This window comes from Variovorax sp. TBS-050B, from assembly GCF_029893635.1.
Classification (GTDB): Bacteria; Pseudomonadota; Gammaproteobacteria; order Burkholderiales; family Burkholderiaceae_C; genus Variovorax.
The window spans coordinates 573,499-588,357 of record NZ_JARXYR010000001.1 but is presented as its reverse complement, the minus strand read 5'-3'; the positions used below and the strand labels follow the sequence as shown (position 1 = coordinate 588,357).

Sequence of the window (14,859 nt, the reverse complement as noted above, 5' to 3'; positions counted from 1 at the left end):
GCCACCATGACGCTTGAAACCCACGGCTCGCATGACGCGCCGGCGTCCGCCGCTTCGTCCTCGTCCCTGCGCATCGACGAACTCGCCGGGCTCCTGGCCCGCAACACCCAGCGCGACGGCATCTGGCCGACCGCGATCCCGGGGCTCTCGGTGATCCGCTTCTCGGCGCCGAGCGAAGAGATCGCACATGCGCTGCACCAGCCCGCCGTCTGCATCATCGCGCAGGGCGCGAAGCGGGTGATGCTGCGCGACGAGGTCTATGGCTACGACGCCTCGCGCTTCCTGGTGTTCTCCGTCGACCTCCCGATCAGCGCCCAGATCACCGAGGCGACGCGCGAGGCGCCCTACCTGTGCTTTCGCCTCGACCTCGATCCGCAGGCCATCTCGCAGCTGCTGCTCCAGGCCGGCCATGCCGCGAGCTCGCGCGCGCCCGCGGAGCGCGGCCTCTACCTGAGCCGCGTGACCGAGCCCATGGTCGATGCGGCCATCCGCCTGATGAAGCTGCTCGATGCGCCCGACGAAGCCGCCCACCTCGCGCCGCTGGCGGTGCAGGAGCTGCACTTCCGGCTGCTGCGCAGCGAGCAGGGCGCGCGCCTCGCGAGCATCGCGCAGTCCGACAGCCATGCCCACCGGATCGCGCGCGTCATCGCCTGGCTCAAGGCGCACTTCTCGCAACCGCTGGACCTCGAGGCGCTCGCGCGCAGCGCGCACATGAGCACTTCGTCGCTGCATTTCCATTTCCGCAACGTCACCTCGATGAGTCCGCTGCAGTACCAGAAGCTGCTGCGGCTGCAGGAGGCGCGCCGCCTGCTGGCGGCCGAGACGACCGAGGTCGCCGACGCGGGCTACCGCGTGGGCTACGAAAGCCCTTCGCAGTTCAGCCGCGAGTACAGCCGGCTGTTCGGACTGCCGCCCTCGCGCGACGCGCAGCGGCTGCGCATGCAGCTGTCGGCGCCGGCGCCGGCGCCGGCGCCGGCGCCGGCGCTCGCGGCGGCCTGAGCGACCGTCAATCCACCCGGATGTTCCGCGCCTTCACCACCCGGCTGTAGAACTCCGCATCGCGGCGCACCATCGTGGCCATTTCGGCGCGCGTCACGCCGAGCGGCTCGCTGTGCAGTTCGCGGATGCGCTTCGCGAGTTCGGGGTCCCTGCTCGCTTCGACGAAGACCGCGTTGATGCGCTCGAGCACCGCGCCCGGCGTGGCGGCCGGCGCCCAGATGCCGTGCCAGGACATCATCGAGAAGCCCGGCATCGCCTCCGACAGCGTGGGCACCTCGGGCAGGGCGGGGTGGCGCGCCGGGCCCGAGTACGCGAGCGCCTTCACGCGGCCGCTGCTGATCAGCGGATAGCCGGTGGCGATGGGCTCCATCAGCGTGTCGACCTGGCCGCCGATCAGGTCGGCGACCGGGCTCGCGCGGTACGGCACGTGCAGCATCTGGATGCCGACCTCGTCCTTGAGCGACTCGACGATCAGCTGCGAGGGGCTGCCCGCGCCGTAGGAGGCGTGCGAGTAGACGCCGGGCTTCTCCTTCGCCGCAGCCACCAGCTCCTTGAGCGAGCCGGCCGGGAACTTCGGCGTCGCGATCAGCACCAGGCCCTGGCGCATGGTGGTCGCGACCGGCACCAGGTCCTTCTGCGGATCGAAGGGCAGCTTGCTGTAGATGAACGGATTGATGGTGAACGCGGTCGAGAGGTTGTAGAGCAGGGTGTAGCCGTCACCGGGCGACTTGGCGACCGTGTCGGAGGCGAGGTTGCCGGCGGTGCCGGGCTTGTTGTCGATCAGCACCGCCACGCCGAGCTTGCGGCTCGCGTAGTCGCCGTACATGCGCGCGAAGATGTCGGGCGGCGTGCCCGGCGCGAAGCCGACCACGATGCGGATCGGCTTGGCGGGCCATCCGTCGGCCTGGGCGGACGCTGGACCCGCGGCCAGCGCGCCCGCGAGGGCCGCTGCGAAGGCGAGCATCCTGATGAAGCTGGCAAGGGTGGAACGCATGCTTGTCTCCTGTCGTTGTATGTCGGTCGTCGGTGCCGGGGCGCGCCGGGCGGATCAGTCGACCTGCGCGCCCGAGCGGCGCACGGCCTCGCCCCATTTCTCGATCTCGGCCGCGGCGAAGGCGGCCATCTGCGGCGCGTCCATCGCCGCGGGCTCGATGCCCTGCGCCATCAGCCTGCGCTGCACCTCGGGCTCGGCAAGCGCCACCTGCGCGGCCTCGCGCAGCCGCTCGCGGCGGGCGGCCGCCGTCTGCGCCGGCGCGTAGAGCATGAACCACGCGACCAGGTCGAAATCGGCGATGCCCTGCTCGGCCAGCGTGGGCACCTCGGGCGCGGCCGCGCTGCGCTTCGCGCCCGAGGCGCCGAGCGCGCGCAGCGTGCCCGCGCGCACCTGCGGCAGCACCGCGGCCGGGTGATAGAACATGAACTGCACATTGCCCGCGACCACTTCGTTGAGCGCCTGCGCGCCGTCGCGGTAGGGCACGTGCACGAAGTCCTTGCCGAGCCGCAGCTTGAGCAGCTCGCCCGCGAGATGGCCCGAGGTGCCGTTGCCGGCCGAGGCGAAGCTCACGGTGCGGCCGCTGGCCTGGCGCAGGTCCGCCACGCTTTTCCACGGTGCCGCGGCGGGCACCACCAGCAGGGTCGGCGTCGCGCCGACGAAGCCGAGCGGCACGAAGTCGCGCTGCGGGTCGTAGCCGAGCCGCTTGTAGAGCGAGGCATTGATCGCATGGGTGCCCACGGTGCCGAGCAGCAGGGTCTGTCCGTCGGCGCCGGCGCGCGCCGCGAGCTCGCTGCCGATGGCGCCGCCCGCGCCCGGGCGGTTGTCGACCACCACCGGCTGCGCGAGCTGCCGCCCGAGCGCATCGGCGAGCACACGCCCCACGATGTCGGTCGAGGTGCCGGCCGCGAAGGGCACGATGAGCCTGATGGGCCGCCCCTGCACCGGCTGCGCCGCGACGGGGCGCAGCGCGAGCAGGGCCGCGGCCGGGCCCGCGCCGAGCAGCGCGCGGCGCCTCACCGGGCGCTCCCGAATCCCGCGGGCACCGGGCCGTCGTACTGCAGCTCGCGCGTGGCCTGGTAGGAAAGCGCGAAGCCGCTCGGCGTCTCGGCCTCCTCGGCGAGGTGCGCGATCAGGCCCGCGGTGCGCGCGAGGATCGGCACGCCGCGCAGCGATCCCACCGGAAAGCCCACGCCGAGCAGCACCGCCGGGATCGCGGCCGACACGTTCATGCGCAGCGGCTTGCCGACGATGTCCGGGATCGCATCCTCGATCGCCTGCGCGATGCGCACGTGGCGCAGGTCGGCGCCGGCCTCGGTCGCGACCGCGATCAGCCGGTCCACGCGCGGATCGCGCGCCTTGTGCAGCGGATGGCCGTAGCCCGGGATCGCGGCGCCCGCGGCGCGCAGTTCGCCCAGCGCCGCGCGCGCGGCATCGTCCAGTGTGGCGCCCGCGTCCATGCGCGCCGCGACGTCGACGAACAGGCGCCCGGCGGTTTCCGAGGCGCCGAGGATCACCGAGCCGCAGCCCAGGATGCCGGCCGCCACCGCGCCCTGCAGCGCATCGGGCGCGGCCGCGAAGGTCATGCGGCTGGCCTGCACGCTCGGCACCAGCCCGTGCTCCGCGATCGCGACCAGCGTGGCGTCGAGCACCGTGCGGCAGGTTGCATCGGGGCGGCGCCCGGTGAGCAGCAGGAAGAAGTACTCGCTGAACGAGAGCTTCCCGATCAGCGCCTCGCAGAGGTCTTCGCCGCGCACGACGATGGTGTGTTCGTCGGAGGTGCAGATCGCGGTGTGCGGGACGGTGGACTTTCCGATCTTCATGGCGGTCTTTCAGGGGTGGCGGGGTTCGAGGCGGAAGTCGTAGTGCGCCGACCAGTAGGGCCTCGCCATCTCGCGGCCGTCGGGCGCGCGGCCCGCGGGATGCGCCTCGAAGTCGACGACCAGCCGCGGCCGCACGCCGAACACCGCGTCGGAGTCGATGTAGGGGCTGCCTGCGACGAACAGGTGGGTTGTCAGCGGCACATGGCCCGGCGCCGAGACCATCATGTGGATGTGGCCGGGCCGGTTCGGATGCCGGCCCATGGCCTCGAGCATGCGGCCCACCGGACCGTCGACGGGAATCGGATAGAAGCTCGGCCGGATCGACCAGAACCAGTAGCGCCCCTCGTGGTCGGTGCGGATGCGCCCGCGCGCCGCCATCGCGGCGCCCTCGACCTGCATGTCGTAGACGCCCTCGCCGTCGCCCGACCAGATGTCGAGCAGCGCGCCCTCGAGCGGCCGGCCGTGGGTGTCGGTGATGCGGCCGCTGTAGAAGGTGGGCTCGCCGCGCGCGCCCTGCGCCACGTCGGCGCCGAGCGGCAGGTCGGGCGCGCCCTCCCAGTAGAAGGGGCCCTGCACGGTGGCGTGCGTGGCCTCGGCCAGTTCGGCAGACTCGGTCGCCGCCATCGGCGCGCCTGCTTCGCGTTCGCGCCGGCTCGCGGCCGCGCGCAGCTGGTCGAGGATCACCACCATCATCGAGGCGCCGAGCGTGTCCGACAGCAGGATGAACTCCTGCCGCTTGTCGGTGCAGGTGTGGCCCGTGGCGGTGAGGAACTCGATGCCCTGCATCCATTCGTCGGGCCGCAGGTCCACATCGCGGATGAAGGCATGCAGGTGCGTGACCAGCGATCGCATGAGCTGCGCGAAGCGCGCATCGCGCGCGCCGGCGAGGCTCTGCAGCACCGTCTGCGTCAGTTCGTCTTCGTTCGAAGGGGGCGTGGCGGGCATGGTGTCTTGTCTCCTGGCTTGTGGGTGATGCGAACGCTGGACGCGGCGCCTCAGCCTGCGGGGGCCGGCTGTCCCAGCCGCCGGCGGATCGGCTCGACAATCGCCGCGTTGTCCGCGCCGAGCACGGGCGGCGCCGTGACCTCGAGCGCGCGCGCGCCGTCGAAGCTCAACGGCGAGCGGATCGTGTGCCACTCGCCGCCCTCGGGATGGGCCGCGCTCACGCGCAGCTGCAGGTGCCGCGCCTGCGGGTCCTCCATCGCCTCGCGCGTGTCGTACATCGGCGCATGCGGCACGTCCTCGGCCTCGAGCCGCGCGCACCAGGCGGCGCGGGGCCGCTCGCGGAACAGGCCGCCGAGCAGCGCGACCAGGTCCTCCTGGTGCGCGATGCGCGCCTCGCGCGTGGCGAAGCGCGGATCGGCGAACAGCGCCGGCCGCTCGATCGCGTTGGCAAGGCCCTGCCAGAACTTCTCGGGCGAGGACATGTGCAGCGCGATCCAGAGCCCGTCGGCGCACTCAAGCACGTAGGACTGCGACACGCTGGGCCGGCTGAACGGCCCCATCACCTCCTGCTCGGAGAACAGGTGCGTGAAGGCATCGAGGTTGAAGTGGCACATGGCCTCGAGCATCGAGACCTCGACCGCGCGGCCGTGGCCGGTGCGCCCGCGCTCGATCAGCGCGCCGAGCACGCCGTAGGCGGCATAGAAGCCCGTCATCGCATCGGCGAGCGCCGGCCCCACCACGCGCGGATGGGCCGGGTTCACGAGCAGCCGCAGGAAGCCGCTCGCGGCCTGCGCCACCGTGTCGTAGGCCGGCCGGGACGCGGCCGGGCCGCTTTGCCCGAAGCCGCTGATCGCGCAGTACACGAGCCGCGGATTGAGCGCGCGCAGCCTGGCCTCGCCAGCGCCCAGCCGCTCGGCGGCGCCGGGGCGGAAGTTCTGGATGTAGACGTCGGCCTCGCGCACCAGTTCGTCGAACACCGCCGCGTCGCCGGGCTGCTTCGGATTGAGCGTGATGCTGCGCTTGTTGCGGTTGTAGGTCTGGAAGTGCGGGCTGTAGAGCCCGCCGCGGAAGGCGCGGAACGGGTCGCCCGCGCCGGGCTGCTCGATCTTGATCACCTCGGCGCCCAGGTCCGCGAGGAACATGCCCGCGGCCGGGCCGGTGATGAAGGTGCCTTGCTCCAGCACCCGGATGCCGCTGAGGACTCGATGCACCGCAAGCTCTCCTGTCGTTGGGGGTGGCGCGACTCTAGGCGGCGGGCGCGAATTCCAAAAATGATTGTTTTGCATCGTTACCATCGACCGCATCGATCATCCTCCGCGGCACCGCCATGGAACTCCGGCACCTGCGCTACTTCATCGCCCTGTCGGGCTCGCTCAACTTCACGCGCGCCGCCGAGCGGCTGCACGTGACGCAGTCGACGCTCTCGCACCAGATCAAGCAGCTCGAGGAGGAGCTCGGCGTCGCGCTGTTCGACCGCGTCGGCAAGCGCGTGGCGCTGACCGACGCGGGCGACGAGTTCCTGCACTTCTGCACCCGCGCGCTGCACGAGATCGACCTCGGCCTCGGCGCGCTGCGGCAGGACCGCTCGGAGGTGGCGGGCGAACTGCGCGTGGGTTCCACCCACACCTTCAACCTCGGCTTCATCCCCGACTGCATCGCGAGCTTCCATGCGCGGCATCCGCGCGTGAAGGTGGTGGTGGAGGAGCTCTCGGCCGACCAGATCGCCGCGCGGCTGCAGGCGCGCACGCTCGACCTCGGGATCGCCTACCGGCCGGCCGTGCCCGGGCCGCTGCGCTTCGAGCCGCTCTACAACGAGGAGATGGTGCTCGTGGTGGCGCGCCGGCATCCGCTCGCGCGGCGCAAGCGCGTGCGCATGGTCGAGCTGCACCGGCTGCCGATGGCGCTGCTGCCGGCGAGCTTCGCGACCCGGCAGATGCTCGACGAGTGCTTCCGCTCCTGCGGCGCGGAGCCGCACGTGGTGGCCGAGATCAACACGCTCGCGCCGATGATGGACCTGGTCGCGAAGACGCAGCTCGCCTCGATCGTGGCCGCCAAGGTGGTGAACCCGCAGGCGGGCCTGGTGATCGTGCGGCTCGAGAGCCCGACGCCCGTGCGCACGCCGGGCATGCTGTGGTCGCCGGCCGCGCGCGACGCCGCCACCACGCGCGCGTTCTCCGCGATCGTGCGCAAGCTGGCGCTGCGCAGCAGCCTGCAGGACGCGGCGGGCCGGCCGGCCTGAGCCGCGGCCTCAGACCTCGTCCCAGCGCAGCTGCGCCAGGCTCTCGCGGATGGTGCGCGCGACGAGCTGCTGGCGCTCGCGCGGCATGCGCGGCAGGGTCGAGGCGACGCTGATCGCCGCCACCGGCGCGCCGGCCGGATCGCGCACCGCCATGCCGACCGCGAGCACGCCGCGTGTCGCATGGTTGCCGATCACCGACCAGCCGCGCTCGCGCGTGGCGCGCACGAGGATGCGCATGCGCTCGGGCGTCATGCCGCCGTAGGCATGCAGCCGGGGCGCGTTGGCGGCGATGATCGCCTCCACCTCGGCATCGGGCAGCGCGGCCAGCAGCGCGAGCCCGGCCGCGCCCACGCCGAGCGGCTGCTGCGTGCCGACCTGGATCACCAGCACCTGCACCGGGTGCGTGCCGACCTGGCGCGCGATGCACTGCGACAGCGGCCCCTCGCGCACGATCGCGAAGGCCGCGTCGGCCGTGGCCGCGCTGATGCGCGCGAGCACCGGCTGCAGCCGCACCGCCATGTTGGGCACCGCCTTCGCCGCCGCGAGCGCCGCCACCCGCGCGCCGGGCCGGTAGCGGAAGCGGCCCTGCCGCACCGCGTAGCCGCTCTCGACCAGCGTCGCGAGCAGCCGGTGGACGGTGGCGCGCTCCAGGCCCGCGGCGCGGCACAGGTCGATCACGCGCACGCCCTCGGCGCCGCCCGCGAGCACCGCGTCGAGCAGTTGCAGGCCGCGCCGCAGCGTGCGGCTGCCGGCCTCGTCCGCCGATGCGGCGGGCGCCGCGGGCGCGGCCGGGGCGGGGCGCGCGCGCTTCTTCGCCGTCCGGGCGGGGCGGCGTGAAACGTCCGCTGAGCGGACGTTCTGTTTCGGCGATCGCGAGGCCATGGCGAAGAATCCGGGTGTCGACGGAAAGACCCGCGAGTGTGCCGCAGCCGCGCGGCGAGGCGGTCCGGCGACGTGGACGAATACCCAAGGAGACATGGACATGCGCCTCGAAGGCACCCTTACGCGCCGGCTGCTGCTGGCTTTCGCCGCAGGCCTGGCCTGCATCACCGCACCGCTCGCGCAGGCCGACACCGGCGCCTGGCCCACGCGGCCCGTGAAGCTCGTGGTCGGCTATGCCGCGGGCGGCGCGACCGACGTGATCGCGCGGCTGGTGGCCGCGAAGCTCGGCGAGCAGCTGGGCCAGCCGGTGGTGGTGGACAACCGCGCGGGCGCCAACAGCAACGTCGGCGCCGAAGTGGTGGCGAAGTCGCCACCCGACGGCTACACGCTCTACGTGTTCACCATCGCCAACACCATCAACGCCTCGCTCTACGACCGGCTCGGCTACGACCCGCGCAAGGACTTCGAGCCCATCGGCCTGATCGCGAAGATCCCCAACATCCTGGTGGTCAACAGCAGCTCGCCGATCAGGAGCCTCGCCGACTACCAGCGCTTCGCGCGCGAATCGAAGGATGGCATCACTTTCGCCTCCTCGGGCAGCGGCTCCTCGATCCATCTGTCGGGCGAACTGTTCAAGATGCAGGCGAAGCTGAACATGCTGCACGTGCCCTACCGCGGCAGCGCGCCGGCGCTGACCGACCTGCTCGGCGGGCAGGTGCAGTCGATGTTCGACAACACGCCCTCGGCGCTGCCGCATGTGCAGGGCGGCCGGCTGCGCGCGATCGCGATCACGAGCGCGAAGCGTTCGCCGCTGCTGCCCGAGGTGCCCACGATCGCGGAGTCGGGCTTTCCGGGCTTCGACATGGGTTCGTGGTTCGGGCTCGCGGCACCGGCGGGCACGCCCAAGGCGGTGATCGAGCGGCTCAACGCCGAACTCAACAAGGCGCTGGGCGCGCCGGACCTGCGCCGCCGCTTCCAGGAGATGGCTGCCACGCCCGAGCCCGGCACGCCCGAGCAGATGCGCGCCTTCGCCGCGGCCGAGACGCTGCGCTGGCGCGAGGTCGTGAAGGCCTCGGGCGCGAAGGTCGAGTGAGCCGCCGCGCAAGGAAAGCCGCCATGTACCCGATCGACTTCTTCTGGCGCGCCGCGGCGCGCTGGCCCGAGCGCATCGCGATCGACGCGCCCGAAGGCACGCTGCGCTACGACGCGCTCGCCGCGCGCGTGGCCGCGCTCGCCGCGGCGCTGACGGCCATCGACCCCGCCGCGCAGAGCCGCGTCGGCATCTGCGCGAACAACAGCACCGCGCACATCGTGGCGCTGCTTGCGGTGCTGGCCTGCGGCAAGGTGTGGGTGCCGCTGAATCCCAAGAGCACGCGGCCCGAGATCCGCCGCATCGTCGATGCGACCGAGCCTTCGATCCTGGTGCTCGATGCCGAATGCGCCGCGCTGCTCGACGGCGCACCCGGCGCGCGCATCCACACGCAGGGCCCTGGCGAGAACGGCACGCCCGACATCGCGGCGCTGGTCGCACGGCATGCGGGCGCGGCACGCCCGCGGCTCGCGCTCGCGGACGACGCCACGCAGGCCATCAAGTTCACGGGCGGCACCACCGGCGCACCCAAGGGCGTGATGCAGCCCTACCGCGCCTGGATGGCGAACATCGCGAACCAGATCCACGCCTGGGAGCTCGACGCGCAGGACCGCTACATCGTGGCCGCGCCGATCACCCACGGCACCTCGACCTACATCCTGCCGGTGCTCGCGCAGGGCGGCTGCCACGTGGTGCTGGCCGAGGCCGGCGCCGAGGCGGTGCGCACCGCGTTCCGCGAGCGCGGCGGCACCGTGTGCTTCATGCCGCCGACGCTGATCTACATGCTGATGGCGCTGCCGGGCGCGAGCCGCGCCGACTTTCCGCATCTTCGCCGCCTGATCTACGGCGGCGCGCCGATGCCGCCCGAGAAGATCCGCCAGGTGCGCGACTTTTTCGGCCCGGTGCTCGGCACCACCTACGGCCAGACCGAGGCGCCGCAGATCCTCACCGTGATGCGGCCCGAGGACTTCGAGGACGAACGCAACTGGGCCGCGGTCGGCCGCACCGCCTGGTTCAGCGACGTGGCCGTGATGTCGCCCGACGGCCGGCTGCTGCCGAGCGGCGAGGTCGGCGAGGTGGTCGCGCGCGGCGACCTCCTGATGACCGGCTACTGGCGCCTGGCCGGGAAGACCGCCGAAACGCTGGTCGACGGCTGGCTGCACACCGGCGACCGCGGCCTCGTCGACGAGCGCGGCTTCCTCTACCTCAAGGACCGGCTCAAGGATCTGGTCATCACGGGCGGCTTCAACGTGTACCCGGTCGACGTGGAGAACGCGCTCGGCCAGCATCCCGCGGTGCACGAGTGCACGGTGTTCGGCATTCCCGACGACAAGTGGGGCGAGGCCGTGCAGGCCGCGGTCCAGCTGCGGCCCGGGCAGCATGCGACCGAGGCCGAACTCGTCGCCTTCGTGCGCGAGCGGCTCGGGCCGGTGCAGACGCCCAAGCGCATCCATTTCCACGAAAGCCTGCCGCGCTCGCCCGTCGGCAAGGTGCTCAAGAGCGCGGTGCGCGAGCTCGCGCTCGCCAACGCCGCATCGCACTGAGGAGACCTGTCCCATGACATCGAAGAAGAACGCCGACACGCCCGTCACCCGCCTGTGCACCCACACGCTCACCAGCCTGCACTACGGCGATGCGGACCTGGTGAAGGACCTGATGGGTCAGCGCACCTTCACCGAAGTGATGCTGATGCAGATCCTCGGCCGGACGCCGCGCCCCGTGGACCTGCGCATCACCGACGTGGTGCTGATCGTGCTGATGGAGCACGGCCTCACGCCCAGCGCCATCGCCACGCGGCTCGTCTACATGAGCGCGCCCGAGAACCTGCAGGGCGCGGTGTCGGCCGGCCTGCTCGCCGTGGGCAGCGCCTTCGTCGGCACGATGGAGAACTGTTCGCGGCTGCTCGACCGCATCGCCGCCGCGGCCGACCCCGAGGCCGAGGCGCTCGCGATCGCGCGCCACCACAAGGAGACGAAGACGCCGACCCCGGGCTTCGGCCACCATCTGCACAAGCCGGTGGATCCGCGCGCCTACAAGCTGCTCGAGATGGGCCGCGCCGAAGGCGAACTGCGGGGCGACAAGATCCGCGCGCTCGAAACGCTCTCGAAGGCCGTCGACGCGGTGGCCGGGCGGCCGGTCACCATCAACGCCACCGGCGCCGTGGCCGCGCTGCTCGGCGAGATCGGCGTGCCCACCAACGTGATGCGCGGCTTCGCCGTGATCTCGCGCGCCGCCGGCCTCGTGGCCCACATCGTCGAGGAGCAGCAGAGCCCGTCGGGCCGCTTCATCTGGGACACGGTGGAGCATGCGATCCCGTACGTGGGCGCCGGCGGCAGCGAGCGCCAGGACCGCGCCTGAGTTGAACGCCGTGCATCCGGCGGATGCACCGATACCAGTTCCGTTCAAGTCGGCTTCTCCGCATGATCGTGTCCATGCCGCATGGCGCACGAACACCGCAAGGAGAACCCATCATGACCGAACACATGGACCGCCGGCTGCTGATGCTTTCGCTCGGCATGTTCGCGATCGGGACCGACAACTTCGTCGTCGCCGGCATCCTGCCCGGCGTGGCCGCGTCGCTCAACACCACGCCCAGCCTCGCGGGGCAGATGGTCACGGTGTATGCCCTCTCCTATGCGGTGATGGCGCCGGTCATGGCGGCGCTGGCGGGCAGCTGGCCGCGCAAGCGGCTGCTGGTGTCGGCGCTGGCGCTCTTCGTGGTGGGCAACGTCGTGAGCGCGGTGGCGACCCGGCTCGACGTGGTGCTGTTGAGCCGCGCGCTCGCGGGCCTGGGCGCGGCGATGTTCGCGCCGACCGCGCTCGGCGTGGCCGCCGTGCTGGCCGATCCCGCGCGCCGCGGCCGCGCGCTCGCCACGGTGACCGCGGGCCTTGCCGCGGCCACCGCGCTCGGCGCGCCCATCGGCACCTTCATCGGCGGCTTCGGCGGCTGGCGCACCACGCTCTGGTTCGTGGCCGCGCTCGGGCTCGCGTCGATGGCCGGCCTGTGGGCGCTGCTGCGGGACGTGCCGCAGCCCGCGCGCTTCACGCTGCGCGAACGGCTGGCGCCGCTGCGCGACATGCGCGTGGCGCTGATCCTGTCGACCTCGCTGTTCGGCTTCGGCGGCTTCCTGATGGTCTACACCTACGCCGGCCTGGTGCTGCACCGCGCGACCGGTGGCGACGAGCGCATCCTCGCGGCGCTGCTGCTGGTCTGGGGCGTCGCGGCGACCGCGGGCAACATGCTCGCGGGCCGCCTGGTCGACCGCTTCGACAGCCGGCGCGTCGTGGCGATCGGGCTCGCGGTCGCGATCCTCAACTTCTGGGCGCTGCCGTGGACCGGCGCGCACCTCGCCGGCGCCGCCGTCGCGCTCACGGTCTGGGGCCTGATCGGCTGGGGGCTGATCGTGCCGCAGCAGCAGCGGCTCATGAAGATCGCGCCGCAGGTCGCGCCGCTGCTGATGGCGCTCAACAACACGGCGACCTACGGCGGGCTCGCCGCCTCGGGCCTGCTCGGCGGGCTGGTGCTGCTGTTCGTCGACGCGCGCTACCTGAGCCTGTTCGGCGCCGCGCTGATCGCGGTGGCGCTCGCACTCACGCTGCTCGCGCGCGAGGCCACGGGCGGCCGCGAGGATGCGGCGCTGCCCGCGGCCGGTCCGGCCGGCGCGCGCTGAACGGCCTCACACGGGCGCGGGCAGCCCGCGCAGCAGCTTGTCGAGCGTGATCGGATAGTCGCGCACCCGCACGCCGGTCGCGTTGTGGATCGCGTTGGCCACGGCCGCGGCGGTGCCGCAGATGCCGAGTTCGCCGACGCCCTTGGCCTTCATCGGCGAGGAGACCGGATCGGTCTCGTCGAGGAAGATCACCTCCTGGTGCGGGATGTCGGCATGCACCGGCACCTCGTAGCCCGCGAGGTCGTGATTGACGAAGAAGCCGCGGCGGCGGTCGAGCGCCAGCTCCTCCATCAGCGCGGCACCCACGCCCATCGTCATCGCACCGATCACCTGGCTGCGCGCGCTCTTGGGATTCAGGATGCGGCCCGCGGCGCACACCGAGAGCATGCGGCGCACGCGGATCTCGCCGGTGGCCGCGTCGACGCCCACCTCGACGAAGTGCGCGCCGAAGGTCGACTGCTGGTACTTCTTGTCGAGATCGCCGAACTCGATGAAGTCTTCCGCCACCAGCCCGTCCGCACCGGCCGCGGAAGCGAGCGGCACCGCGCGGTCGCCCGCGCGGATCATGCCGTCGGCGAAGACCACCTCGCCCGAGGCGAAGCCGACCGCCCTGGCCGCCGCCTCGCGCAGCTTCATGCAGGCGGCATAGACGCCGGCCGTCGAACTGTTGCCGCCCCACTGGCCGCCCGAGCCCGCCGACACCGGGTACGCCGAATCGCCGAGCCGCACCGACACCTTCTCGATCGGCAGCCCCATCGTCTCGGCGGCAGTCTGCGCGATGATGGTGTAGGAGCCGGTGCCGATGTCGGTCATGTCGGTCTCCACCGTCACGCCGCCGCTGGCGTCGAGCCGCACGCGCGCGCCGGACTTCATCACGATGTTGTTGCGGAACGCGGCTGCCACGCCCATGCCGACGAGCCAGCGGCCGTCGCGCACCTGCGCCGGCTGCGCGTTGCGGCGGCTCCAGCCGAACTTCTCGGCGCCGGTCTGCAGGCATTCGATCAGGCGCCGCTGCGAGAACGGCCGCCCGGGCTTCTCGGGATCGTTCTGCGTGTCGTTGAGGATGCGGAAGCGGATCGGATCGATGCCGAGCCGCTCGGCCATTTCGTCCATCGCGATCTCGAGCGCCATCATGCCCGGCGCCTCGCCCGGCGCGCGCATCGCGTTGCCCTCGGGCAGGTCGAGCACCGCGAGCCGGTTCGCGGTCAGCCGGTTGGGCGATGCGTAGAGCAGCCGCGTCTGGTTGACCGCGAGCTCGGGCTGCCCGCCGGGCAGGTCGCCCGACCAGCCCTCGTGCGCGATGGCCGTGATCAGCCCGTCGCGGCCCGCGCCGATGCGGATGCGCTGGATGGTCGCGGGACGGTGCGTGGTGTTGTTCATCATCAGCGGGCGCTGCAGCGCGACCTTGACCGGCCGCTTCGCCGCGCGCGCGCCGAGCGCGGCCATCAGCGCATCGGCGCGCACGAACAGCTTGCCGCCGAAGCCGCCGCCGATGAAGGGCGAGACCAGCCGCACGTTGGCCTTGGGAATGCCGAGCGTCCTGGCCACGTCGCCCACGCCCCAGTCGATCATCTGGTTCGAGGTCCAGATCGTGAGCTTGTTGCCGTTCCACGCCGCGGTGGAAGCGTGCGGCTCCATCATCGCGTGCGACTGGTCGGGCGTGGTGTAGCTCGCATCGAGCTGCACCGGCGCCGCCGCGAAGGCGCGCTCGAAGTCGCCGACCGTGGTTTGCGGCGGGCCGGAGAAGGCGTCCTCCTTCGGGAACCTGGCCGCATCCTTCTCGGCGGCGAGATCGAAGCGGCCGCTGGTGCCCGCATACGTGATGCGCACCAGCTGCGCGGCGGCGCGCGCCTGCTCGAAGGTGCGGGCCACCACCACGGCCACGGCCTGGTGGTAGTGGTCGATCTCGGGGCCGCCGAGCAGCTTCGCCGTGTTCATCTGGCCCTTGCCGAGCCTGCCGGCATTGCGCGCGGTCACGATCGCGAGCACGCCCGGTGCGGCACGCGCGGCGCGCAGGTCCATCGAGGCGATGCGGCCCTTGGCGATGCCCGCGCCGACGACCCAGCCGTAGGCGGCGTCGGGCGCCACGTCGTGGCGCTCGTAGGCATAGGGCGCGCGGCCGGTGGTCTTCATAGGGCCGTCGATGCGGTTCAGGGGCTTGCCGACCACCTTGAGCTGGTCGATCGGGTTGGTGGTGGCGGGGGTGTCGAACTTCATGC

13 protein-coding genes are annotated in these 14,859 nt (G+C 72.3%); 6 read left to right on the top strand and 7 right to left on the bottom strand.

Features of this window, described 5'->3' with window-relative positions:
* Positions 1–6 precede the first annotated feature (6 nt).
* Positions 7–999 (top strand): AraC family transcriptional regulator, encoded by a 993-nt coding sequence (locus tag M2165_RS02735; RefSeq protein WP_280813127.1) that lies wholly within the window; start codon positions 7–9, stop codon positions 997–999.
* Between the two features lie 7 nt (positions 1,000–1,006).
* Here M2165_RS02735 and M2165_RS02730 read toward each other — a convergent pair whose 3' ends face one another.
* From M2165_RS02730 to M2165_RS02710, 5 genes are read right to left on the bottom strand one after another with little or no spacing between them, the layout of a single operon-like run.
* The gene (locus tag M2165_RS02730) at positions 1,007–1,993 is read right to left on the bottom strand and encodes a tripartite tricarboxylate transporter substrate binding protein (protein ID WP_280813126.1); all 987 of its coding nucleotides are present in this window, start codon (positions 1,991–1,993) and stop codon (positions 1,007–1,009) included.
* A 54-nt stretch (positions 1,994–2,047) separates the two neighbouring features.
* A complete protein-coding gene (locus M2165_RS02725; RefSeq protein ID WP_280813125.1) occupies positions 2,048–3,010 on the bottom strand; it encodes a tripartite tricarboxylate transporter substrate binding protein in 963 nt (320 codons plus the stop codon).
* Positions 3,007–3,813, bottom strand: coding sequence for a citryl-CoA lyase (locus M2165_RS02720; protein WP_280813124.1), 807 nt, complete (start codon positions 3,811–3,813; stop codon positions 3,007–3,009). Before M2165_RS02720 ends, M2165_RS02725 begins: the two co-directional genes overlap by 4 nt.
* 9 nt (positions 3,814–3,822) lie before the next feature.
* On the bottom strand, positions 3,823–4,758 hold the full coding sequence (locus M2165_RS02715) for a dioxygenase (protein WP_280813123.1): 936 nt from the start codon (positions 4,756–4,758) through the stop codon (positions 3,823–3,825).
* Between the two features lie 50 nt (positions 4,759–4,808).
* Positions 4,809–5,969 (bottom strand): CoA transferase, encoded by a 1,161-nt coding sequence (locus M2165_RS02710; RefSeq protein WP_280813122.1) that lies wholly within the window; start codon positions 5,967–5,969, stop codon positions 4,809–4,811.
* A 116-nt stretch (positions 5,970–6,085) separates the two neighbouring features.
* Between M2165_RS02710 and M2165_RS02705 the strand changes: the two genes are divergently transcribed.
* Entirely contained in the window at positions 6,086–6,997 is a 912-nt protein-coding gene (locus tag M2165_RS02705; protein WP_280813121.1) for a LysR substrate-binding domain-containing protein, read from the top strand.
* A gap of 9 nt (positions 6,998–7,006) precedes the next feature.
* Here M2165_RS02705 and M2165_RS02700 read toward each other — a convergent pair whose 3' ends face one another.
* Positions 7,007–7,879: an IclR family transcriptional regulator C-terminal domain-containing protein gene (locus tag M2165_RS02700; RefSeq protein ID WP_280813120.1), complete on the bottom strand. Its 873-nt coding sequence runs from the start codon at positions 7,877–7,879 to the stop codon at positions 7,007–7,009.
* Between the two features lie 100 nt (positions 7,880–7,979).
* On the opposite strand from M2165_RS02700, the gene M2165_RS02695 reads away from it, so the two are divergent.
* The 4 genes from M2165_RS02695 (at position 7,980) to M2165_RS02680 (ending at position 12,640) form a co-directional block, all read left to right on the top strand.
* On the top strand, positions 7,980–8,972 hold the full coding sequence (locus tag M2165_RS02695; RefSeq protein ID WP_280813119.1) for a tripartite tricarboxylate transporter substrate binding protein: 993 nt from the start codon (positions 7,980–7,982) through the stop codon (positions 8,970–8,972).
* Between the two features lie 23 nt (positions 8,973–8,995).
* The gene (locus tag M2165_RS02690) at positions 8,996–10,513 is read left to right on the top strand and encodes an AMP-binding protein (protein WP_280813118.1); all 1,518 of its coding nucleotides are present in this window, start codon (positions 8,996–8,998) and stop codon (positions 10,511–10,513) included.
* A gap of 13 nt (positions 10,514–10,526) precedes the next feature.
* Positions 10,527–11,327: a citryl-CoA lyase gene (locus M2165_RS02685; RefSeq protein ID WP_280813117.1), complete on the top strand. Its 801-nt coding sequence runs from the start codon at positions 10,527–10,529 to the stop codon at positions 11,325–11,327.
* Between the two features lie 125 nt (positions 11,328–11,452).
* Positions 11,453–12,640: an MFS transporter gene (locus tag M2165_RS02680; protein ID WP_280813168.1), complete on the top strand. Its 1,188-nt coding sequence runs from the start codon at positions 11,453–11,455 to the stop codon at positions 12,638–12,640.
* 6 nt (positions 12,641–12,646) lie between these two features.
* Here the strand turns inward: M2165_RS02680 and paoC are convergent, their stop codons facing one another.
* Positions 12,647–14,857, bottom strand: coding sequence for an aldehyde oxidoreductase molybdenum-binding subunit PaoC (paoC, locus tag M2165_RS02675; RefSeq protein WP_280813116.1), 2,211 nt, complete (start codon positions 14,855–14,857; stop codon positions 12,647–12,649).
* Positions 14,858–14,859: the final 2 nt, after the last annotated feature.

What these genes read in the sequence shown, in the direction of transcription:
- M2165_RS02690 (WP_280813118.1), top strand. Translation starts at nt 8,996, where the DNA reads ATGTACCCGATCGACTTCTTCTGGCGCGCCGCGGCGCGCTGGCCCGAG.
- M2165_RS02735 (WP_280813127.1), top strand. Translation starts at nt 7, where the DNA reads ATGACGCTTGAAACCCACGGCTCGCATGACGCGCCGGCGTCCGCCGCT.
- M2165_RS02720 (WP_280813124.1), bottom strand. Translation starts at nt 3,813, where the DNA reads ATGAAGATCGGAAAGTCCACCGTCCCGCACACCGCGATCTGCACCTCC.
- M2165_RS02715 (WP_280813123.1), bottom strand. Translation starts at nt 4,758, where the DNA reads ATGCCCGCCACGCCCCCTTCGAACGAAGACGAACTGACGCAGACGGTG.
- M2165_RS02695 (WP_280813119.1), top strand. Translation starts at nt 7,980, where the DNA reads ATGCGCCTCGAAGGCACCCTTACGCGCCGGCTGCTGCTGGCTTTCGCC.
- M2165_RS02685 (WP_280813117.1), top strand. Translation starts at nt 10,527, where the DNA reads ATGACATCGAAGAAGAACGCCGACACGCCCGTCACCCGCCTGTGCACC.
- M2165_RS02730 (WP_280813126.1), bottom strand. Translation starts at nt 1,993, where the DNA reads ATGCGTTCCACCCTTGCCAGCTTCATCAGGATGCTCGCCTTCGCAGCG.
- M2165_RS02700 (WP_280813120.1), bottom strand. Translation starts at nt 7,879, where the DNA reads ATGGCCTCGCGATCGCCGAAACAGAACGTCCGCTCAGCGGACGTTTCA.
- M2165_RS02705 (WP_280813121.1), top strand. Translation starts at nt 6,086, where the DNA reads ATGGAACTCCGGCACCTGCGCTACTTCATCGCCCTGTCGGGCTCGCTC.
- M2165_RS02680 (WP_280813168.1), top strand. Translation starts at nt 11,453, where the DNA reads ATGGACCGCCGGCTGCTGATGCTTTCGCTCGGCATGTTCGCGATCGGG.
- paoC (WP_280813116.1), bottom strand. Translation starts at nt 14,857, where the DNA reads ATGAAGTTCGACACCCCCGCCACCACCAACCCGATCGACCAGCTCAAG.